At 68.5% G+C, this 20,887-nt stretch carries 21 protein-coding genes and 1 pseudogene; 5 read left to right on the forward strand and 17 right to left on the reverse strand.

Annotated features, from left to right (window positions below; translation table 11 throughout):
- The 6 genes from U1T56_RS07080 to U1T56_RS07105 form a co-directional block, all read right to left on the reverse strand.
- Window positions 1–1,686, reverse strand: coding sequence for a S8 family serine peptidase (locus tag U1T56_RS07080; RefSeq protein ID WP_418158749.1), 1,686 nt, complete (start codon window positions 1,684–1,686; stop codon window positions 1–3).
- Between the two features lie 181 nt (window positions 1,687–1,867).
- Window positions 1,868–2,593 (reverse strand): hypothetical protein, encoded by a 726-nt coding sequence (locus U1T56_RS07085; RefSeq protein ID WP_418158750.1) that lies wholly within the window; start codon window positions 2,591–2,593, stop codon window positions 1,868–1,870.
- A gap of 98 nt (window positions 2,594–2,691) precedes the next feature.
- Entirely contained in the window at window positions 2,692–3,777 is a 1,086-nt protein-coding gene (locus U1T56_RS07090) for an endonuclease/exonuclease/phosphatase family protein (RefSeq protein WP_418158751.1), read from the reverse strand.
- Window positions 3,778–3,840: 63 nt separating this feature from the next.
- Entirely contained in the window at window positions 3,841–4,353 is a 513-nt protein-coding gene (locus U1T56_RS07095; RefSeq protein ID WP_418158752.1) for an NUDIX hydrolase, read from the reverse strand.
- 27 nt (window positions 4,354–4,380) lie between these two features.
- Window positions 4,381–4,818 (reverse strand): META domain-containing protein, encoded by a 438-nt coding sequence (locus U1T56_RS07100; protein ID WP_418158753.1) that lies wholly within the window; start codon window positions 4,816–4,818, stop codon window positions 4,381–4,383.
- A gap of 38 nt (window positions 4,819–4,856) precedes the next feature.
- The gene (locus U1T56_RS07105) at window positions 4,857–5,654 is read right to left on the reverse strand and encodes a TrmH family RNA methyltransferase (RefSeq protein WP_418158754.1); all 798 of its coding nucleotides are present in this window, start codon (window positions 5,652–5,654) and stop codon (window positions 4,857–4,859) included.
- A gap of 315 nt (window positions 5,655–5,969) precedes the next feature.
- Here U1T56_RS07105 and U1T56_RS07110 point away from each other — a divergent pair, with 315 nt between their 5' ends.
- The 5 genes from U1T56_RS07110 (at window position 5,970) to U1T56_RS07130 (ending at window position 10,473) form a co-directional block, all read left to right on the forward strand.
- Window positions 5,970–6,350: a hypothetical protein gene (locus U1T56_RS07110; RefSeq protein ID WP_418158755.1), complete on the forward strand. Its 381-nt coding sequence runs from the start codon at window positions 5,970–5,972 to the stop codon at window positions 6,348–6,350.
- Window positions 6,347–7,426, forward strand: a complete 1,080-nt coding sequence (locus U1T56_RS07115; protein ID WP_418158756.1) for a CsgG/HfaB family protein — start codon at window positions 6,347–6,349, stop codon at window positions 7,424–7,426. Before U1T56_RS07110 ends, U1T56_RS07115 begins: the two co-directional genes overlap by 4 nt.
- A 49-nt stretch (window positions 7,427–7,475) precedes the next feature.
- On the forward strand, window positions 7,476–8,315 hold the full coding sequence (locus U1T56_RS07120) for a hypothetical protein (RefSeq protein ID WP_418158757.1): 840 nt from the start codon (window positions 7,476–7,478) through the stop codon (window positions 8,313–8,315).
- A 243-nt stretch (window positions 8,316–8,558) separates the two neighbouring features.
- Window positions 8,559–9,305, forward strand: coding sequence for a ParA family protein (locus U1T56_RS07125; RefSeq protein ID WP_418158758.1), 747 nt, complete (start codon window positions 8,559–8,561; stop codon window positions 9,303–9,305).
- A 109-nt stretch (window positions 9,306–9,414) separates the two neighbouring features.
- Complete coding sequence (locus U1T56_RS07130; protein WP_418158759.1) at window positions 9,415–10,473, forward strand: lysine-2,3-aminomutase-like protein; 1,059 nt, start codon at window positions 9,415–9,417, stop codon at window positions 10,471–10,473.
- Here the strand turns inward: U1T56_RS07130 and U1T56_RS07135 are convergent.
- The 11 genes and pseudogenes from U1T56_RS07135 to U1T56_RS07185 form a co-directional block, all read right to left on the reverse strand.
- Complete coding sequence (locus tag U1T56_RS07135) at window positions 10,452–10,643, reverse strand: hypothetical protein (RefSeq protein ID WP_418158760.1); 192 nt, start codon at window positions 10,641–10,643, stop codon at window positions 10,452–10,454. The two genes, U1T56_RS07130 and U1T56_RS07135, sit on opposite strands and share 22 nt — an antisense overlap.
- Window positions 10,644–10,673: 30 nt before the next feature.
- Window positions 10,674–11,237 (reverse strand): annotated as a pseudogene (locus U1T56_RS07140) (MFS transporter); the annotation flags it as partial.
- A gap of 5 nt (window positions 11,238–11,242) precedes the next feature.
- On the reverse strand, window positions 11,243–11,386 hold the full coding sequence (locus tag U1T56_RS07145; RefSeq protein ID WP_418158761.1) for a hypothetical protein: 144 nt from the start codon (window positions 11,384–11,386) through the stop codon (window positions 11,243–11,245).
- A gap of 313 nt (window positions 11,387–11,699) precedes the next feature.
- Window positions 11,700–12,632 (reverse strand): nickel transporter permease, encoded by a 933-nt coding sequence (nikC, locus tag U1T56_RS07150; RefSeq protein ID WP_418158762.1) that lies wholly within the window; start codon window positions 12,630–12,632, stop codon window positions 11,700–11,702.
- Complete coding sequence (locus U1T56_RS07155) at window positions 12,629–13,645, reverse strand: ABC transporter permease (RefSeq protein WP_418158763.1); 1,017 nt, start codon at window positions 13,643–13,645, stop codon at window positions 12,629–12,631. Before U1T56_RS07155 ends, nikC begins: the two co-directional genes overlap by 4 nt.
- 81 nt (window positions 13,646–13,726) lie before the next feature.
- Window positions 13,727–15,325: an ABC transporter substrate-binding protein gene (locus U1T56_RS07160; RefSeq protein WP_418158764.1), complete on the reverse strand. Its 1,599-nt coding sequence runs from the start codon at window positions 15,323–15,325 to the stop codon at window positions 13,727–13,729.
- A gap of 99 nt (window positions 15,326–15,424) precedes the next feature.
- Window positions 15,425–15,913: a DUF1499 domain-containing protein gene (locus U1T56_RS07165; protein ID WP_418158765.1), complete on the reverse strand. Its 489-nt coding sequence runs from the start codon at window positions 15,911–15,913 to the stop codon at window positions 15,425–15,427.
- 37 nt (window positions 15,914–15,950) lie between these two features.
- Window positions 15,951–16,415: a GNAT family N-acetyltransferase gene (locus tag U1T56_RS07170; protein WP_418158766.1), complete on the reverse strand. Its 465-nt coding sequence runs from the start codon at window positions 16,413–16,415 to the stop codon at window positions 15,951–15,953.
- Window positions 16,416–16,638: 223 nt separating this feature from the next.
- A complete protein-coding gene (locus tag U1T56_RS07175; protein ID WP_418158767.1) occupies window positions 16,639–20,205 on the reverse strand; it encodes an indolepyruvate ferredoxin oxidoreductase family protein in 3,567 nt (1,188 codons plus the stop codon).
- A gap of 54 nt (window positions 20,206–20,259) precedes the next feature.
- On the reverse strand, window positions 20,260–20,496 hold the full coding sequence (locus U1T56_RS07180) for a hypothetical protein (protein WP_418158768.1): 237 nt from the start codon (window positions 20,494–20,496) through the stop codon (window positions 20,260–20,262).
- 82 nt (window positions 20,497–20,578) lie between these two features.
- Window positions 20,579–20,821, reverse strand: a complete 243-nt coding sequence (locus U1T56_RS07185) for a DUF433 domain-containing protein (RefSeq protein ID WP_418158769.1) — start codon at window positions 20,819–20,821, stop codon at window positions 20,579–20,581.
- Window positions 20,822–20,887 lie beyond the last annotated feature (66 nt).

The raw sequence follows: 20,887 nt of genomic DNA on the forward strand, positions 1-20,887 counted from the left end.
TCAGTTCTCGGTCAGGCTCACCGCGAGCCCGACATGCTCGGGGCCGGGGCTGGGGCGGACATTGTCGATCCGGATGCGGTAGGTCCCGCCGACGCGGGCCGTGAAGGCGACGATCTCGGCATTGTTGTCGAAGGAGGTCGAGGAGGCGATCACGGCGCCCGCAGGACCGAGCACCCGCAGGTCGAGGTTTGTGCTCACCGTGGCGTTTCCGGCGGCGGGCTTGTGCGCCCAGGCGAGGGCGACCCGAACGACTCGACCGGCTGCGGCCGTGAACGCCTGGACGTGCGGGAAGCCCCTGAGCCCGCCAGGGGTCGCGAACCACCAGGACAGGCGGTTGCGAAGCACGCTGTCGGCGGCAGCGATACGGATGCCGCCGGCTCCGTCGCGGTCGCTGAGGCGGCTCACACCTTCGATGTTGTGGCGAGCGCTCGCCATGACGATGGCGCGCACCCGCTCCGCCTGCCGGGCCAGCGGGAAGGGCGCGCGCCCCTGCAGGAGCGCGATCTCGCCCGTGACCATGGGGGCAGCGACGCTGGTGCCGCTCACGTCCTCGAAGGGGAACGGGGTGGGGAACGGCTCGGTCGTGCGGATGAAATGGCCGGGGGCCACGACGTCGGGCTGCTGGCGATCGCCGTGAAGAGAGGGCGGGTCGCGATAGGCGCTGAAGCTCGGGGTGATCACCGGATCGCAGCCGTGCCGGTCGTCGTCGAGGCGGACCGTATTGCGATCCGAGAAGCCGCCCACGGAGATGTCGTTGAACGCGATCTCGGGGCTGCCCATGCGCAGCGTGCAGTCGTCCGATACCGCCGTCACCACCGGAACGCCGGTGCGATAGACGAGCCGGTCGACATATTCCGCGAAGCCGTCGAAAGCGCCGTCCGTGTTGGTGCCGAAGCTCATGTTGACGGCGACCGCGCCGCGCGCGATCACGCAGTCGGTTGCCGCCATCATCTCGGCGTCGCTGAAGTCGGCGCCGATCCCGTCGATCAGCGTCACGTCGGGTGCGATGCCCGTGTAGCGGGGATGATTGCTCTGGATCACCCCGGCGACCTCGGTCTTGTGGCCGCTGATCTCGCGTGAGGCTCCGGGCCGGCACAAGATCCGCCGTGCTGCCGGCAGGTCGGGGTGGGAGCCGATCCGCCCTGCCTCGACGATCCCCACCTTCACCTTGGCACCGCTACCGAGGACGCCGCGTCGCTGCACGATGATCGCCTGCGTCACCACCTTCGCGATGTCGAGGCGCGGCTCGCGGATGCGCTCCCGATAGACGGCGGCGATGCGCGGATCCTGGGTCGCCGCCACGATCGCGGTCGGATCGCCGGCAGCGACGACGATGCCCGTGTAGGGCGAGGCATAGACGACCGTCTGCCCGGTCCGGCGCAGGAGAGCCGCGATCCCGTCGAGAAGCGGGGCGAGCTCGGCTTGCACGTCGGCGAGCGGTCGCGTTGGCCCGGTCGTCGTTCTGCCCTCGCTGCGGCTCGGACCGACAGCCGGCTCGCTCGGCACGTAGACGACCCGGCTGATCGCCTCCGGTCGCAGGGCCAGCTCGCGGGCAAGAGCCGGCTCGAGCTTGTCGGCGGGCGATGGCACGGGCCTGGCCGCCGACGACGGGCACGCGACGGCGATGCCCAGCACGAGCATCGCGGCGCTGCCGAGAGAGCCGCGCCTCACGAGCAGCAAGAACATCCGGGCGTCTCCTCCTCTGACATCCGTGTCCGGCACGGATGTCCCGGGACGAACCTTGTCCTTTGCTCTGCCTGGCCCGATGTCGGGATCTTCGACCAGGGAATTTACCACGAACCGGCCGGCGAGAGAACAGAAGCTGCTCTTCTGCCGGGAACCCGGCTCTGCACGAGAACGTGCGCGGTCAGCCTTCCCGGTGGGTGAGATTCCGGAACTCGAAATAGCCGATGCCGAAGGCGGCGATACCGACGCTGCCTTTGGCGGCGACGGGGTAGGGGATCTTGAGCCCGGTCCTGGTGCCGTCGAGGACGAGCTCGGTCCCCTGCTCGTCCTTTGCCACCCCGATCCGGATGAAGCGCTCGTCGCCGCCGGCGAAGGCCGGGTCTTGCTTGGAATCGATCAGGACGTAGTTGTCGCCGTCGATCCCGATCGCCTTCAGGGTCCCGTCCTGCTCGATATTGTAGAGGAACCGGCGGTCGGGCTGCCCCTCGGAGCCGTAGACGAGCGCCACGCCGACGATGCCCTCGTCGGCCGTCTCGTGCGTGAAGCGGGCCTCGACCTCGAACGACTGCCATGCCGGATCCGGCTCCTTCGACATGACGAAGACGTGCGAGCCGAGGTCGGTCTTGTTCTGCAGGATGTAGATGTCGCCGTGCACCTCCTTCTTCCAGGTGCCGTCGTCGCCGATCTCGGGCACGAGCAGATCGGAGACGAACCGCCCGGCATCAGCGGGAGAAGCCGCCTGCCCGGATGGCGGCTCGGACGGCGCGCAGAGCTGCAGCACCTGCTCGTGGCTGAAGCCGAGGCCGAGGAGATGCTCGATCTGCTCGACCGTGCAGGCGGCCTGCGCCGACGGCAACGGTGCCAGGCAGCCGGCGAGCAGGACGGCCATCCGCAGTTGCCTTGCCATTCGATCCTCCCCGAAGCCGGCCTTGCGCGTCACCGGCCGGCACTATCACGATGCAGAGCCGCCGGAGCGATGGCAAGCCTCGAAAGCCGCCGATGCGCTCAGTCCGTGCGCTCGGACAAGGCTTCGGCCACGGTGGTACTCGCCTCTCGCTGGTCCACGTGGTCGGCATCCGCCACGTTCTGGATATCGGCAGCACGCGGGTAGTACTCGAGTTCGATCAGGATCGGAAAGTGGTCCGAGCCGAACGCCGGCAGGCGCCGCAGGTCGCGCAGGAGGAAGTCCGGGCTGTAGAACACGTGGTCGAGCGGCCAGCGCAGCCACCACCAGCGGGCATGAAAGCTGTTGCAGAAGCCGCGGCCGATGCGCGGGTCGATCAGTCGGCTCAGGCGACGAAACAGCCGGCTGGTGTGCGACCAGGCGACGTCGTTGAGGTCGCCCGCCACGATCACCGGCTTCGGCTCCTTCGCGACCTCGCGGCCGACCAGGACGAGCTCGGCATCGCGCGGCAGGGAGGTCTCGCTCTCGGTCGGGCTCGGCGGCTCCGGATGCACGCCGATCAGGAGCACGTCCTCACCCGATGGCAGCCGTACGCGCGTGCGGATGGACGGGATCTCGGGATCGAGCAGGAATCGCACCTCCGGATGGAGGAGCTCGAGGCGCGAGAACAGGGCGATGCCGTAGGTGTTGTCCAGCGGATGCAGCACGCGGTAGGGATGGCCCGGTAGCCTGTCGCCCAGGCGCTCGACCCACCAGCCGTCCGCCTCGATCGCCAGGACGAGGTCGGGGTCGGTCTCCTCGAGCGTGCGGTCGAGGCCATCGCTCTCGCGGTTGCTCATGAGCACGTTGACGATCACGAGCCTGAGGCTGCGCTCGTCGACCGAGCCTTCCGTCGCGAGCCCCTGGTACGGCCACAAGGGCGTGTAGGGGAGGATCAGGATGAGCTGGTAGGCGAGTGCCCCGAGAAGCGCGAGCAGAAGCGGCAGATCGAGGTTCCAGGGCGTGTCGTGCAGCAGGAGGAGCCCGACCGTGGCGATCGCGCCCAGGACGGCGATCTGCTGGCGCGGGAAGTCCCAGCAGCGCACCCACCAGGCCTTGAGTGGCAGGAGCGGCAAGGCCGTGACGGCCACGCAGAACGCGGCCAGTACCCGGCATGCCGCCGCCACAACGGTCGCCCCAAGCTCCAAGGCCCGCCTCCCCGTCAGCGTGTCGTCCCGACCAGACGGGCCTAGCCGATCGCCTGCCGTGGTTCAACGCGCGGCCCCATGTCGGTCGTGAAGCGATCGGCTCTCCTCTCGGCGGCTCTTCCCTACGATGGTCTCCAGCTCGTCGATGAGCGCGATCTGCCCGCGCACGATCCGGGCACGGGCTTCGGGCAGCGTGAACCAAGCGGTCCGGTCGATCTCCGGGTAGCTGCGCCACTGCCCCGACCGCGGCGGCCACTCCACCCGGAAAGTGTTGCTCCGCAGCATGGTCGGATCACGGTCCGTCTCGACCGCCCAGGCATGGACCTCCTTGCCGCCCGCCTGGCGGACGGGCGGTAGCGGCAGGAACGGTCCTTCCGGCGCGAGCCCGGTCTCCTCGCGCACCTCGCGGCGTGCGGCCACGAGCAGATCCTCGCCCGGAGCAGGGAGCCCCTTCGGGATCGTCCAGGCGCCTGCCTCCTTTCCGGCCCAGAACGGGCCGCCCATGTGGCCGAGCAGCACCTCGATTCCCCCGGCGCCCCGGCGGAACAGCAGGAGGCCGGCGCTGACCTTCGGCATGCGGTCGATCTTTGCCGTCGGCTGCCGCTATGGCCTGCGAGGCGCGAAGCGGCTCGGTTCTCCCTGTCGGTCGTGGAGGATCAGCCTGTCCCCGCCGAGCTCGACCCGCTCGGCCTTCTCCAGCGCCTCGATCATGCGCTCCTCCAGCGCCGCCTCGGACCCGCGGCAATCGCCGAGGCTCATGCGAATCGGCCCGATGGTGATCTTATCGTCGCGCGTGGCGTAGGGACCTACGAACCGCTTGCAGCCGGCCTGCCCGCGCACCTGGTCGTCGGGAAGGAAGTCGATGGTGGCGCTCGCCGGATCGGTCACCGCGCCGCCGCGCAGGCTCTGCGCCTGCCAGCGCGTGCCGGCGAGCTTGTCGCCGATCCGGTAGGGGGCGGACGGCTCCTGCTGTGCCTTGGCACCGGCAGCGCCGGCGAAGAGAAGGACGGTCAGGGTCGAAAGAAGGGCTGCCTTGCGCATCGAAGCGGTCCACCTCGCCGAACGGAGCGGCGCCACGCCTAGCGGGTTCCCGGTGTGGCTGGCAAGCCCACCCGTTCGGTCCTGGCTCCGCCGAGCCGCCAGGCATAGAGCGTCACCGCCACCGCCGTGGCGAGATTGAGGCTCGACACGCCGGGCGCCATCGGGATCGCGATTCGCCTGGAGGCCCGTACGAGAAGCTCCCGGCTGAGCCCGCCCCGCTCGGTGCCGAAGGCGAGAACGGCATCTTCCGGCAGCGCCGGGCCGGTCAGGGGCTCGCCTTCCGGGTGGAGCGCCACGAGCGGGCGAGGCGAGAGCGGCAGTGCTTCGATCCGCATCACGGGCAAGGCGAAGTGCAGCCCGGCCGAGCCGCGCAGGGCGGCAGGATGCCAGGGATCGTGCCGTCCCGTCGCGAGCACGCCAGCGGCACCCGCGGCGGCAGCGACCCGTACCACGGCGCCGACATTGCCGAGATCGCCCGGATTCTCGAGCAGGACCAGGGGGGCTCTGGTGGGACGGTCGAGCAGAGCCTCGAGGGCGAGCGGCGGACGCCGGGCGATCGCGAGGACGCCGGTCGCAGGCGGCCGCGGCGCTAGCCTTGCGAACAGCTCGGCCGGAACCTCCTCCAGCAGCTCCTCCAGCCGCTCCACGAGGTCGGGTGCCAGCCGCTCCGCCAGCGCCAGCGCGGTCGCACGGTCGGGTGTGGCCGCCTGCTCGACCACGGCCCCGAAGCGCAGCGCGTGCTTGAGGGCGTGCAGCCCTTCGAGCACCGCCAGACAGGGATCGGCACGCGCCTCGCGGTAACGGGCGACGCGACGATCGGCCGTCGCACCTGCCATGGCAGTCCGGCTCCCTCGGGGTTCGCAAGCGGCGCCATCTTGGACGATCGCGCCGGCCTCGTCATCGGGCCGCGTGGAGCTCGTTTCCACTGGTCGGCGGGCGCGGATCGGCCGACGTGGCTCGCTCCGGATCAACCGGAGAAGAACATGCCGAGGATTAACATAAATAAAAAACATAAATAAAAATTGTATTCTAGTGCGCGAAGAAGAGATTCATACATTCTTAACCAAGACATTCAAAAGTTGATAATATATGAAGATCGCCAAGAGAAACATCGTCGTGTTCTGCTCGAGGTCGACCTGAGGAGCCGATTCATGTATCGCGTCTTGCCCCTAGCCATCGGATCGGCCGCGGCGCTCGCGATCACCTCGCCTGCCGAGGCCGGCTTTCGCGAGCAGATGAGCTGGCAGTTCCGCGGTCCGGCCGAGCTTCAGACCGAGCTCAATCGCGAGACGCTGCGCACACAGCTCAACGGCAGGCAGGTCCAGGGTGGCGCCACGGCCATCGGCCTCGGCGTGCCCGAGGTCGCCGGAACCACGGTCGGCAACCAGACCAACGGTGCCACGAGCTACACGGTCAATCTCAACGGCAGCGGCAACAGTGTCACCATCGACGGCTACCTGAACCTCAATGCGTCGCAGCAGAGCGAAGGCCAGAGCGCCTCGGTCGCGCAGCAGAAGGATAAGGGCCAGTGAGCGGCAAGCGTGCTGCCGTGCTCGCAGCGCTCCTGGCCACCGCCGGATGTGCTGCCGTCCCGCCCGGCGACCGGCCAGTCGAGGTCGCCCGTGGGCCGCTGCCGAGCCGGGCCTTCACCCCGATGACGCCGGCACTGACCTGCCTGCGCGATGCGTTGCCGCGCGGTCTCGACCTGCGCCTCGCCGTGCAGAGCATCCCCGACCGCACCGGTGTCGTCGACTACAACGGCCCCGGCTCCTACGTGACCCAGGGTGCGGAGCTGATGATGGTCTCGGCGCTCGCCCGCTCCGGCGTGCGCCAGGTCAACCGCACGGCCACCAACATCGCCGAATGGGAGCTGCAGCAGGCGATGGAGAAGCGGCTCGGCGACGGCGGCAAGGTCCAGGTCGGCGCGACCGCGGTGCCTTTCCGCCCGGTGCCGGCAGGGGCGCTCCTGGGCTCGACCCATACCGTCTATGGCGGTATCACCGAGCTCGACTTCGACCTGCAGTCGGGCGGCGTCGAAGCGAACATTGCCGGGATCGGTGCCAAGGCGCGCGGCTACTATATCGGTGTCGGGCTCGACGTCGTGGTCGCCGACACCCGGACGACCGAGGTCGTCCTCGCCCGCTCCTACCGGAAGCAGATCTGGGGCCAGGAGGTCGAGGCCAACCTGTTCCGCTTCTGGGACATCGGCAATGGCGGCGACAAGATCGGCCAGTTCGGCACCGAGCTGTTCGACATCCGCCTCGGCAGGCAGCAAAACGAGCCCATCCACCAGAGCGTGCGCTGGGTCGTCGAGCAGGCGGCCTACGAGATCGTGCGCGACCTCGCTGGCATCGGCGACCGCTGCGACCGCCTGGTACCCGAGGGCAGCCGCAGCACGCCTTCGCCCGTGGCCCTAGTCCATGCGGCGCCGTTCCCGCCTGCCGCCACCATCGCCAACCCGCCAGCCGAGGCGGAGCCGTCGTCCTCGCCACCTGCCACACCGTCGAGCCTGCGCGGCAGCGCCGCGACGCTCGACGGCAAGGAACCCCCGGCAGCGCGCGGCGTGCGCCTGCCGGACGGGACGGTCCTGCCCGTGCAGGGCCGCTGACCGGGCCCGAACGGCCCATCACCTCGAACCGGAAACGATAGGTGCAACGATGAAGAAGCTCATCGCGACCAGCGCGCTCGCTCTCCTCGTCGGCATGGGCACGGCCCTGGCCGACGAGGTGAAGATCAAGCAGAACTTCGATCTCGACCGGATCGACCAGAAGGTCACCAACAAGCTCGAGGCGACCCGCAGCGTCACCGGCAGCAAGCTCGACGGCACCAACATCCAGAACGTGCTGCAGTGGCGCGACGTCTCGCCCGACATGGGCGCCGACTACGGCGACATCTACCAGTTCGACCAGTACACCGACGAGGAGCAGCGGATTCTCAACGAGGTGTCGTCGAAGTACGGCGCGGTCGGCGCCGAGCTCTCGGCCACCAACCTGCAGAACGTCCTCAATCTCGAGGACAAGCTGGGCGGCTCCGAGGAGGTAGGCGACCACATCCTCATCGACCAGAAGCTCGAGGATACGCTGCAGACCGCGACCAACCGCATCACCGCCGACAACGAGGTGCTGAGCGGCAGCAAGGCCGAGATCACCAACCTCGCCAACGTCGCGAGCGTCGTCGACCAGTACGGCGGGGGCGAGTACGGCAACATCGTCCGCCTCGACCAGATGGCGCGGGATTCGGTGCAGAAGGCCGAGAACGTCGTCCGCTCCGGCGGGGTGGGCGGCATCACGATGAGCGCCCTCAACGGCGTCAACATCGCGAGCTTCGACCTCAAGGATCAGAGTGGCAAGGCCGACATCGAGCTCGACCAGAAGACCAGGGACATCACGCAGACGATCTCGAACCGGATCGATGCCAGCGGTGCCGTCGCCAACGCGACTCTCTCCGGCACCAACCTCGGCAATGTCATCAGCTTCGCGGCCGCGGCCACGAACTGAGCCTTCCTCCCTTCGTCTCCTGCACGGGCGCGGCGTGAGCTGCGCCCTTTCTTCTCGATGCGGCTATTGGTCCCTCCGGGCCCCGAAATGGAAGCCGCAGCGGGTTGCGCATCCGACATGGTGGACGACGATCGCGATCTCTGGGTCCTTTTTACTCATCGCTCGCAAGCACGCACCAAGCTACTGCTGCATGACCGATCTGCGCCTTTTGGGTGCCTCTCGAGAGCGGGCAGGAACTTATAGATGAACAAAACAGGGATCGTTATTGCCGTAGGTAATCTCAAGGGCGGCACGGGAAAGAGCACGGTCGCCGTCAATCTCGCCTGTGCCATGGCCGTGCGCAACCTGCGCACGGTGGTGCTCGACACCGATCCGCAGCAGACAGCCATGCTCTGGACCCGCGGCCGCCGCCTGCCATGCGCGATCGAGCCCTTACCGATCCGCGATTTCGCCGCCGTCGGCGACTGGCTGAACGCGCTCGATCGGGCGCGCCAGAATTTCCAGCGCGTCATCATCGACCTGCCGGCCGTGCTGTCGCCGGCTCTGGCCGCCGCCTTCCTCGCCGCCGACCTCATCCTCATCCCCACGACGACCTCGCCGATCGACCTCGCGGCGACCCGCCGCACGCTGCGCCATGCCAAGGCCGCCGTGAGCGAACGGCCGCAGCGGCCGCCACGTCTCCTGATCGTGCCCACGCTCGTGCGCAAGCCCATGGTCGGCCGGGCGCGGCTGCCGATGGAGCTCGCCCAGCTCGGCGCTCCGGTCGGTCCGGTGCTGCACCACGATCCGGCATTCGCGCAGTCGTTCGCGGTCAGCGACTGGATCGGCGGTCACGCACCGCGTTCCGTCGGCTATCGCGACCTCATGGCGCTCGAGATCACCATCGAGAGCCTCTTGGGTAGCCTGGCGCTGCGCAATGCTGCCGTCCCGACAAAGCCCGTGCGCGAGCCGTTTTCCTCGCCGGGGCAGGCCCCTGTGCCCGCCGAGTGAGAGAAGAGCCGCTCGAGGACTCCGGCAATCCGACGGCCGCGGCCTTGCGCGGGGCGGGCGCTCCCACTAGGTACCCGCCGTGTCCGAGGCAAGCTTACGGAGAATGTCGGTGCCGCCCAAGGCGAGGAGCCTGCGCACGCCGGCCGAGCTCGCGGCGGCCGGTCTGGCATCCGCGCATGATGTCGCAGCGCTCGAGCGCGTGGCGGCCCGCTACGCCGTGGCGATCACCCCAGCCGTCGTGGAGCTGATCGACACGGGCGACCCGAACGATCCCATCGCCCGCCAGTTCGTGCCGTCCGCGGCGGAGCTCGCAGGGCACCCCGAGGAGCGGGCCGATCCGATCGGCGATGCCATCCACAGTCCGGTGCCGGGCATCGTGCACCGTTATCCCGACCGGGTTCTCCTGAAGCCGGTCCATGTCTGCCCGGTCTATTGCCGCTTCTGCTTCCGCCGCGAGATGGTGGGGCCGAACGGCGAGGGCACGCTCCCGCCCGAGGCGCTGGCGGCGGCATTGGATTACATCGCGCGTCGGCCCGAGATCTGGGAGGTGATCGTCACCGGCGGCGATCCGTTGATCCTGAGTCCCCGCCGGCTGCGCGAACTCGTCGGCTCGCTCGCCGCGATCGACCACGTGAAGGTCGTCCGCTTCCACACCCGCGTTCCGGTCGTGGCGCCGGAGACGGTGACGGTCGAGCTCGCCCGCTCGCTGCGCGCCGAGGCCATCGCGACCTACGTCGTCCTGCACGCCAACCATCCGCGCGAACTGACGGCTGCGGCCCGGGCGGCTGCCGCCCGGCTGATCGACGCCGGGATCCCGATGCTGAGCCAATCCGTGCTGCTCAAAGGCGTCAACGACGACCCCATGGTGCTGGGCCAGCTCATGCGCGCCTTCGTCGAGGCCCGCATCAAGCCCTATTACCTGCACCATGCCGACCTCGCTCCCGGCACGGCGCATTTCCGTACCAGCCTCGCCGAAGGCCAGGCGCTGATGCGCACCTTGCGCGGCCGCTATTCGGGCCTGTGCCAGCCTACCTACGTCCTCGACATTCCGGGCGGGCACGGCAAGTCGCCGGTCGGTCCGGTTTATGTCGAGGGCGATGGCGGGGGAACCTGCCGTATCCTCGACTACGAGGGCAGGCTGCACCCCTACCCGCCGGAGGGCGGCTGACGGCCGCCTTCCGGCTCCTCCTCCCCGGTCCACTCGTCGGTGATCAGCGCCTGCTCGCGGCTGATCTGCTCGAGCTCCTCGCGGCTCGGCGGACGCGGGATGTAGGGCTCGCGCTCGACCGGAGGCCGCTCCGGCTTCGGAGCCTGCTCGGCCGGCTCGTTCGTTGCCATGGGCTTCGCTCCTTCCGATATCGGCCGTGCTCAACCCGGTGCCGCCGAGCCGGCGCTCTCGATCACGGTATCCGGCTGGCGCCCGTAGCTGCGGAGCACTGCCTGAACGACGAAGACCAGGGCGGCACCGGCGACGAGGCAGGCAGCGAGGAAGAGCATGGGTGCCAGATCGCTGCCGGTCGCGTCCTTGATCATGGGTACCACGTTCTGGGCGGCGATGCCGCCGAGATTGCCGACCGAGTTGATGGCGGCGATGCCGGCAGCGGCAGTGGCCCCCTTGAGGAAGGTCGGGGGCAGGGTCCAGAATACGGGTTGGCCCGCGAAGATACCCGCAGCGGCGATGCACGAGAAAGCGAACTTGAGCGCATGGCCGGGAACCAGCACGCTGAGCGTCAGGCCGGCGGCGCCGATGAGCATCGGGGCGACGATGTGAAGCGTCCTGTTGCCTCTATGGAGCTCGGCATGGCACGGGTTCCACCACAAGGCGAAGGCGACGCAGATCCACGGGATGATGTTGAGCAGGCCGTTCACGGTGTTGAAGACGCCGAAGCCCTTGACCACGGTCGGCAGCCAGTAACTGAGCCCGTAAGCCGTCTCGCTCAGGCCGAGATCGCCGACCATCTGCAGCTTGGCGTATAGGAGACGTTCTGCCGGTCGATGTAGGCGATCAGGTACATCGGCCCCAAAGGGGGCATGAGATGCCGTGTGACGGCGGCGACGGTGCGCTGGCCGGTCGCATTCATGACGCCTTTTCCCCGATCTCTGTCGATTTTCCCAAGCCTCCGGCACGGTAAGCTGCACGCCGGTGACGCTTAACCGTCGAGGCCGATCGGGGTTGCACCTCAGATATGCCGCATGCTGCGGTGAGGCTCAGCCGCAGCGTGGATCGCATGATACCCTCGTATTTCGTCCGTCCACACGGGGGAGGAACGACCATGCGCACCGCGATCCTGGCATGGGCGGCTGCGGTGGCGCTGCTCGCCGGCGGCATCGATCCGGCAGCGGCAGCGAACGCGCAGCAGGACAGAGTGCATCGGCAGCTAGGTCGAGCGGCGCTCAGCGCTGCTTCGGATCGAGCACGTCGCGCAGGCCGTCACCCAGAAGGTTGAAGCCGAGGCTCACCACGACGATCGCGAGGCCCGGCATCGCCGCGACCCACCAGTAATCGAGCACGTACTGACGTCCGGTCGAGATCATGGCCCCCCATTCCGGCGCGGGCGGCTGGGCGCCGAGACCGAGAAAGCCGAGGCCCGCTGCGGTCAGGATGATGCCCGCCATGTCGAGCGTGAGCCGGACGATGAGCGACGAGGTGCACAGAGGGGCGATGTGGCCCAGCACGATGCGCGCCGCGGAAGCGCCCTGCATCTTCGCGGCGGCGATGAAGTCGCTGTGGCGGATGGTGAGGGTCTCGGCGCGCGCGAGCCGGGCGTAAGGCGGCCAGGCGGTGATCGCGATCGCGATGATCGCGTTCTCGATGCCGGGGCCCAGCGCCGAGACGAAGGCGAGCGCCAGGATCAGGCGCGGGAAGGCCAGGAAGATGTCGGTCAGGCGCATGAGGAGCGTATCCAGCCAGCCGCCGGCATAGCCCGCCACCGTGCCGACCAGGAGGCCGACCGGGCCCACGATGACGACGACGAGAACCACGATCGTGAGCGTGATGCGCGAGCCCCAGACGATCCGGGCGTAGATGTCGCGGCCGAGCTCGTCCGTGCCGAACCAGTGCGTGGCCGAAGGCGGCTGCAGACGGGCGGCGAGATCCTGCGCCGTCGGCGACTGCGGCGCCAGGTAGGGGGCGAGCACCGCCACGAGAACGAGGAGAAGGACGATGGCGAGTCCGACGAGGGCGAGCGGATTGCGGCGGAACGCGATCCAGGAGGCGTAGGCCTGCCCGAGGCGGGCCTGGAGCGCGGAGCGTGGCGTGTCGCTCAAAAGCCAGGCACGCCGGTCGAGGGGTGCTCTCGGGCTCGGGTCGTGGGCGGCCAGGGTCATGCGCGGGCTCGCGGGTCGAGGAGGCGGTAGAGCAGGTCGGAGAGGAAGTTGAGGCCGATGAAGACGGTGCCGACGCAGATCGTGGCGCCGAGCACGGCATTCATGTCGGCGTTGAGCAGCGAGCTGGTGAGATAGGCGCCGAGCCCCGGCCAGGCGAACACGGTCTCGGTCAGGACCGAGCCCTCGAGCAGGCCGCCATAGCTCAGGGCCACGACCGTGATCAGCGGCACGGCGCAGTTGCCGAGCGCATGGCGCCAGACGATGCGCCATTCGGGAACGCCCTTCACCCGGGCCGTCGTGATGTATTCCTGGCGGAGCTGCTCCAGCATCAAGGAGCGGGTCATCCGGGCGATGTAGGCGAGCGAGAAGTAGCCCAGGATCGCAGCCGGCAGGATGACGTGGCCGAACGCGTTCCAGAACACGTCCCACTCTCCGGCCATGGCGGAATCGAGCAGGATGACGCCCGTCACCGGTGTGACGAGATCCTCATAGAACACGTCGAGCCGGCCCGGCCCCTCGACCCAGCCGAGCTTGGCATAGAACAGGAGGAGGCCCATGAGGCCGAGCCAGAACACCGGCACGGAGTAGCCGACGAGCCCGAGCACGCGGACGAGATGGTCGGGCCAGCGGCCCTGCCAGACGGCACCCGCAACGCCCATCGGGATACCGAGCACGACGCCGATGAGCGTCGCCACGGTCGCAAGCTCGAGCGTGGCCGGGAAGACCCGGCCGATGTCCTCGAGCACGGGCCGCGAGGTGAGCACGCTGGTGCCGAAGTCACCCTGGAGCACGGCCTCGATGTAGAGCAGGAACTGCTGCCAGAGCGGCAGGTCGAGGCCGAGTTCGATCCGCACGCGCTCGTAGACCTCGGGCGGCGCCCGGTCGCCCACCGCCGCCAGCACCGGGTCGATCGGCACGACCCGCCCGATCAGGAAGGTGACGAGCAGGAGGCCCAGGAAGGTGACGGCGAGCGTCAGGGCGAAACGGAGGACGGTGCTTGAGAAACGGAGCATCGGTCTCGACTGGCGGGCAGGAGCTCGCCCCTTTCCGCCTCGGCGTGCGAAGGCGGAAAGGGTGCATCGGTTTCGGGTCTACTACTCCTTGTAGCCCTGCCAATACCTGTTGTCGTCGAAGCTCGGGCCCCAGATCATGCCCTTCACGTTCGAGCGCTGGGCGATGTTCTCGATCTCCTGGGCGAAGATCACGAAGGGCGACATCTTGAGATGGTCGCGCTGCAGGTCCTCGTAGATCTTCGCACGCTTTTGCGCGTCGCGCTCGAGCACGGCGGCCTGCGTGATCTTGGTCATTTCCGGGATGTCCCAGGCGTTACGCCAGGCGAGCGGCTTCGCCTTCGCATCGTCCGAGTTGTCCGGATTGGCGGCGAAGGTGTCGGCATTGGTGTGCGGATCCTGATAGTCCGGACCCCACTGGCCGATATAGATGTCGTGCTGGCGTGCTCGGTACTTCGTGAGCGTCTGCTTGTTGTCGGCCGGGATGATCTCGATCTGGATGCCCGCCTTCGCCATGCTCGCCTGGATCGCCTGGGCGAGATCCTTGGTCGGCGAGTTGTTGCGGGTGTCCATCGTCACCTTGAAGCCGTTCTCGAGCCTCGCCTGCTTCAGAAGCTCCTTCGCCTTCGCCACGTCGAGCCGGTAGGGCTTGTCGTCGATGGCGCCGAGGAAGCCGCGCGGCAGGAAGGTCTGGTGCACCTCGGCCTTGCCCTTGAGGATCGTGCTCACGAGGCTGTCGTAGTCGACGAGCCACTTCATCGCCTCGCGGACCTCGGGCTTGGCGAGATACGGATTCTTCTGGTTGAGACCGAGATACCAGATCGCACCCTTGGGTGCCTTGACGATGTCGATGTCCTTGTTGCCGCCGACCGCGGCCAGATCCTCAGGCGTCAGCTTCCTTGCGATGTCGATGTCGCCCTTCTCGAGCAGGAGGCGCTGCGTTGCAGGCTCGGGCACGTGACGGGTGATCACCCGCTTGAACTTGGGCGCACCCCGCCAGTAGTCGGGGTTGGCATCATAGGCGATGCTCTCGTTGGGCTTCCAGGCGCGCAGCTTGAACGGGCCCGAGCCCGCCGAGTTGGTCTTCAGCCACTCGTGGCCCATGTCGCCGTTCTTCTCGTGCTGCATGGCGAGCTTGCTGTCGACCACGGAACCGACACCGGCGGTGAGACAGTAGAGCAGGAAGGTGGGCGCGTAAGGCCGGTCGAGCTTGAGGACGAGCGTGTCGTCGCTCACGGCCTTGATCGTGTCCTGCATGTTCTCCGGGGTGAAGCCGAACTGGGTCAGGATGAAGCCCGGCGACAGGTTGAGCTTCACCACCCGGCGCAAGGAGAACTCGACGTCCTTCGCCGTCAGCGGGTTGCCGGAGTGGAACTTGATCCCGGGACGGATCTTGAAGGTCACGAGCATGCCGTCGTCGGAGACGGTCCAGCTCTCGGCGACGAGACCCTGGAGCTCGGTCACGTCCTCGACCGGGTAGGTCACGAGCCGGTCGTAGATCTGGGCCTGGGCTTCGGCCGCCGAGAACTCGAACACCTCGGCCGGATCGAGGCTGATCATGTCGTCGATGAAGTCGGCGATGACCAGCCCGTCCTTGGGTGTCGCGGCCTCGACCCGGCCGATCCCTGCCATGAGGGCCACCACGGCGGCAGCGCCCAGAGCGCAGCCGAACAGCTTCCTCATCCCTCGTCTCTCCTGCTTCTTGCGGCCGCATGCCGGCCCGTTCAGCCGGGCCACCGTTCCCGCGCGCCGGTCGGGTGTCAAGGCGGGACGGACCGGCGCTCAGCGGCTGTCGAGGCGCTGCTCGAGCACGGCGACCCAGGCGCGAAGACGGTGCCGGTTCGTGCCGGCATCCGCATGGCCGATCTCGCTCCGGCTGTAGGCGGCGAAGGTGGAGGCTCCCTGCTCGAGGGGCAAGACGCGGATCGTGATCGTGTCGACGAACCGGAACACGGGCGTGCGGTCTTGGACCATGATGAGCCGTCTGGACGCGTCGGCGGCTATCACGGTGACGTCCGGCTGCTCCGCCAGCACGGTGCGCCAGGCGGCCCACAACGCGTCCGCGGGCACGGGATAGATCTGGGCGGCCTCCGAGGGCTCCGCCTTGCAGGTACCGGACCGGCAGATCAGCCAGTCGTTGGGCCGGCCGGTGCGCGCCACCGTGATGGGATCGGGGATTCCTGCCGGCGAAACCGAGCCCGGCTCGAGCTCGCCGACGCAGTCGGCGAGCAGGAGGCAGGCAAGGCCAAGGGCGAGGAGCGCATGCCGCATCGGGTCGATTCCTGTCGGAGCGGAAAGGCCAGCGAGATCAGCCGAGGTCGAGCCGGTAGCGGCACTTCCGGCGCTCGCCCTGCCGGTACAGCTCGCTGTCCGGCGGAACCGGCACGATCTCGACCAGCCGCGCCCCCAGACGCTCGCAGGTGCGCCGGGACGGCAGGTTATCGGGATCACAGGTGATCCACAGAGGGTCGAGCCCGTGCAGACGGGCGAGCGGCAGGACGAGCCGGCAGGCGCGCTCCGCATAGTGCCGGCCGCGAAAGCGGGGCACGACTTCGTAGCCGATATGCCCGGCATAGAGCTCGAGCGAGGGAGTGCGGCCGATGCGCAGGCTCAAGGAGCCGGCCTTCTGCCGCTGGACGACGAGGCGGAAATGATAGGCAGGGGAGAGACCATGTGCCGGATCGGACGGCGATCGGCCGGCCAGGACCAGGGCGAGCTCTCTGTCCCGCATCGGGCCGGGGGTGAGGAACGGGAACGCCACGGAACAGCCCATCGATCGTCGATCCTCGCGATCGCGAAAGCACCGGGAAAGGAGCCATGCTACCATTCCGTATGCCCGTACCTCGCCGCTCCTCGGCCTTCAAGCGCGACGCCGAGGAGAACGATGTCCCGCAGGGGGCACGATGTGCCGGCGGCGACGCGCCGCTGGATAGCGGCGGCTCTGCCGGTTCGGCGCAAAAACGCGATGTCCTCGATCGAGTGCCCGACGGTCCGTTTCAGCCGGCCATGACCGCCACGCCCGACGGGCGCGTGGGTGGCTGGGTCGGAGGCGGCGTGCGCTTGCGGAAGGCTTCGAGCAGCTCGGCCTCGCGCTTCTTGGCATGGCGCAGGAAGCGCCCCTTGACCGGACCGAAGCCGCGGATGCGGTCGGGGATCGCGGCGAGCTCGACCGCCGTGGCATGGGTCTCGGCCGTGAGCCCTTGGAGGACCTCCTCCATCAGCACCTCGTAGTCCTTGATGAGCTGGCGCTCCAGCCGGCGCTCCGAGCTGCGGCCGAACGGATCGAACGCCGTGCCGCGCAGGCCCTTGAGGCGGGCGAGGAGGCGAAAGGCCCTGAGCATCCAGGGCCCGTAAGCGCGCTTCTCGGGCTCGCCCGTCACAGGATCCGGATGGGCGATGAGCGGCGGGGCGAGATGGAAGACGAGCTTGTAGTCGCCCTCGAACATCTGGGCGATCCGACGCTCGAACCACGGGCTCGAATAGAGCCGGGCGACCTCGTACTCGTCCTTGTAGGCCAGGAGCTTGTGGTAGTTTCTGGCCACGGCCTCGGCGAGCCCCGTGCTGCCGGGCACGCGCTCCGCCTCGACCTTGCGGACCCGCTCGACGAGCGCACGGTAACGCCCGGCATAGGCCGCGTCCTGGTAGTCGGTGAGGAAGGCGACCCGCCGCTCGATCACCTCGTCGAGGCTCGTCGAGAGCCGGCGATGATCGGGGAGCGCATCCTGCGGGGCGGCGAGCCGCTGGACCGTAGCGAGGTCGTGTGCGGCGCGGCGGCCCCATGCGAAGGCGGCGACGTTGAGCGGCACGGCGGCGCCGTTGAGCTCGATCGCGCGCAAGATCGCTTCTTCCGACAGCGGAACGAGCCCCTTCTGCCAGGCATAGCCCAGCATGAACATGTTGGTGCCGATGGCGTCGCCCAGAAGGGCCGTGGCGAGATCGGTCGCGTCCACGAACCAGACCCGGTCGCGCCCGACCGCGTCCACGATCTGGTCCTCCATGGCCTGGCTCGGGAACTCGGGATCGCGGAAGCGGCTGAGGTCGCCCGTGCGCGCCTGCTCGGCCACGGTGCGGACGAACTCGCTGGTCACCGAAGCGTCGCTGTTGACCACGGCGTGCGTGCGGCCGTCTTGCATCTTGGCGAGCGACTCGTCGCTCACCGTCACGACGATGTCGCAGCCGATCACCGCATCGGCCTCGCCGGCGGCGATGCGCGGCGCCCAGAGATGGCCGGGCTCGGCGGCGATGCGGACATGCGACCAGACCGCACCTCCTTTCTGGGCGAGGCCCGCCATGTCGAGCGCCGTCACCCCCTTGCCCTCGAGGTGTGCTGCCATGGCGAGGACGGCGCCGATGGTGACGACCCCCGTACCGCCTACGCCCGTGATCAGGATGCCCCAGGGCTCGCGCAAGCTCGGCAGCATGGGGGCGGGAACGGACGGCGTCTCGGTCCCCTCGGCAAGGGCCACGCCCTTCTTGAGCCTGCCGCCCTCGACCGTGACGAAGCTCGGGCAGAAGCCGTTGATGCAGCTATAGTCCTTGTTGCAGTTCGACTGGTCGATCTCGCGCTTCCTGCCCCATTCGGTCTCGACCGGGAGCACGGAGACGCAGTTCGACTTGTTGGAGCAGTCGCCGCAGCCCTCGCACACCATCTCGTTGATGACGACCCGGCGGGGCGGGTCGGGCAGGCGGCCGCGCTTCCGGCGCCGCCGCTTCTCGGCGGCGCAGGTCTGGACATAGACGAGAGCCGTCACTCCGGGCGTCTCGCGCAAGGATTTCTGGATCGCCTCGAGCTCGCCGCGCGGATGGATGCGCACGCCGGCGGGCAGGGCACCGATTGCGGCACGCTCGGCCTCGTCGGCCACGACCTCGATCCGCTCGAGCCCCTCGGCCGCGAGCTGGGCCACGAGCTGGGCCACGGTGAGCGAGCCCTCGACCGGCTGACCGCCGGTCATGGCGACGGCGTCGTTGTAGAGGATCTTGTAGGTGATGTTGACGTGCGCGGCGACCGCGGCCCGGATCGCGAGGATGCCGGAATGGTAGTAGGTGCCGTCGCCGAGGTTGGCGAAGACGTGTCTGGTCTCGGTGAACGGCGCTTGGCCGATCCAGGCCGCACCCTCGCCGCCCATCTGGCTGAAGGTCTGGGTCGAAGTGGGATAGATCCAGGTCGCCATGTAGTGGCAACCGATGCCGGCCAGCGCCCGGCTGCCCTCCGGCACGCGCGTGCTGGTGTTGTGCGGGCAGCCCGAGCAGTAGTGCGGTACCCGCTGGATCGCGAGCCGCTGGCGGGCGAGGGCCGCCTCCTTGCTGGCGATGAAAGCGAGCCGCTCCTCGATCCGCCGGCTCGAATGAAAGCGTGCGATCCGGGCGGCGATGACCCGCGCGATCATGGCCGGTGTCAGTTCCGAGGCGGCGGGCAGGAGCCAGCCGCCCTGCGGCAGCGACCATTCCCCCTTCTCGTCGAACTTGCCGATCACGCGCGGGCGCACGTCGTGGCGCCAGTTGTAGAGCTCCTCCTTGAGCTGGTACTCGATGTGCTGCCGCTTCTCCTCGACGACCAGGATCTCTTCGAGCCCTTCCGCGAAATGCCGGGTACCTTCGGGCTCGAGCGGCCAGGTCATGCCGACCTTCATCAGCCGGATACCGATCTCGGCGGCGAGCTTCGCGTCGATGCCGAGATCGTCCAGAGCCTGGCGCACGTCGAGATAGGACTTGCCGGCGGTGATGATGCCGAGCCGTGCCCGCGGGCTGTCGATGACGACGGGATTCAGGCCGTTGGCACGGGCATAGGCCAAGGCCGCGTAGGCCTTGTGCTGCTGCATCCGCGCCTCCTGCACCAAGGGCGGGTCCGGCCAGCGGATCGAGAGCCCGCCCGGTGGCATGACGAAGTCCTCCGGTGTGCGCACCTCGACCCGATGCGGGTCGACGTCGACCACGGCCGTGCTCTCGACCGTGTCGGCCACCGCCTTCAGTGCCACCCAGCAGCCGGAATAGCGCGACATCGCCCAGCCGTGGATGCCGAGATCGAGATAATCCTGGACACCTGCCGGGTTCAGGACCGGGATCACGGCGGCGGCGAAGACATGGTCCGACTGGTGCGGCAGGGTCGAGGACTTGGCGGCGTGATCGTCGCCGGCCACGACCAGCACGCCGCCGTACCGGGCGGTGCCGGCATGGTTCGCGTGCTTGAGCACATCCAGCGAGCGGTCGACACCCGGACCCTTGCCGTACCACATCGCGAACACGCCGTCGTGCTTGGCGCCAGGAAACAGCCCCACCTGCTGGCTGCCCCAGACCGCGGTGGCGGCGAGGTCCTCGTTGAGCCCGGGCGTGAACACGATCCGATGCTTCTCGAGGAACTTCTGCGCCCGCCACAGCGCCTGGTCGAGTCCGCCCAGGGGCGAGCCGCGGTAGCCCGAGATGAAGCCCGCCGTGTTCAGCTGTGCGGCGACATCGCGCTGGTGTTGCAGCATCGGCAGTCGGACCAGGGCCTGGATGCCGGTCATCAGCACGCGGCCGCGCTCGAGAGCGTAGCGATCGTCGAGACTGACCTGTGCCAGCGCCATGGCGCACCTCCCCGAACGTGGAACGACCAGGGTGATCCGTCCGGGCAGGTTGCGTCAAGCGGGGGAAATCACGAGCTTCTGGCCCGGAGCTACGCGGGCGATGGCTGCCCGGAGCGCAGGCACCGGACGCCCCGCCTCGCGAACGCGATTCGTCGTCGGAACGATGACGCCAAGACCCAAGCTTTTCAGGTCGTTCTGCTCGGCCAGAAGACCATCGCTCGTGAGGAGCTCGTCGAATTTGCCGGCGGCCTGGACCAGCAGTTCGGAGTCTCCCAAACTTTTCCAACCCATGAACTGAACCTGCGCACCTCCAAAGGTGCCAGCCGGCGGTGTAGCTGGACAGGCAGGCACACATCGACCAGCACCCGTGGCGTCATGCGGCATCGAGAAGTCGATGACGCGCCATCTCCAGCACCGCGAGCGCATCACCCCGCTCGATTGTCGGATAGCTCGCCGGGATCTCGTCGAGGCCGAGGCCATCGGCGAGATTATCAAACAGCACCTCGACCGGAACACGGGTGCCGCGAAAGACCGGGCGTCCGCCCAGGATGGCGGGGTCCCGAACGATGGGCGCGACGGCGGAGGCAGAGTCCTCTTCGGGGCGATGCTCGGGCATGGCCACGCTTCCGAGCTGCATCTCAGGAGCGCATGGTGCTCCCATGCGAACCCTCCTGCAAGTCGC

This window comes from Benzoatithermus flavus (assembly GCF_037908215.1).
GTDB classification, from domain to species: Bacteria; Pseudomonadota; Alphaproteobacteria; order Geminicoccales; family Geminicoccaceae; genus Benzoatithermus; species Benzoatithermus flavus.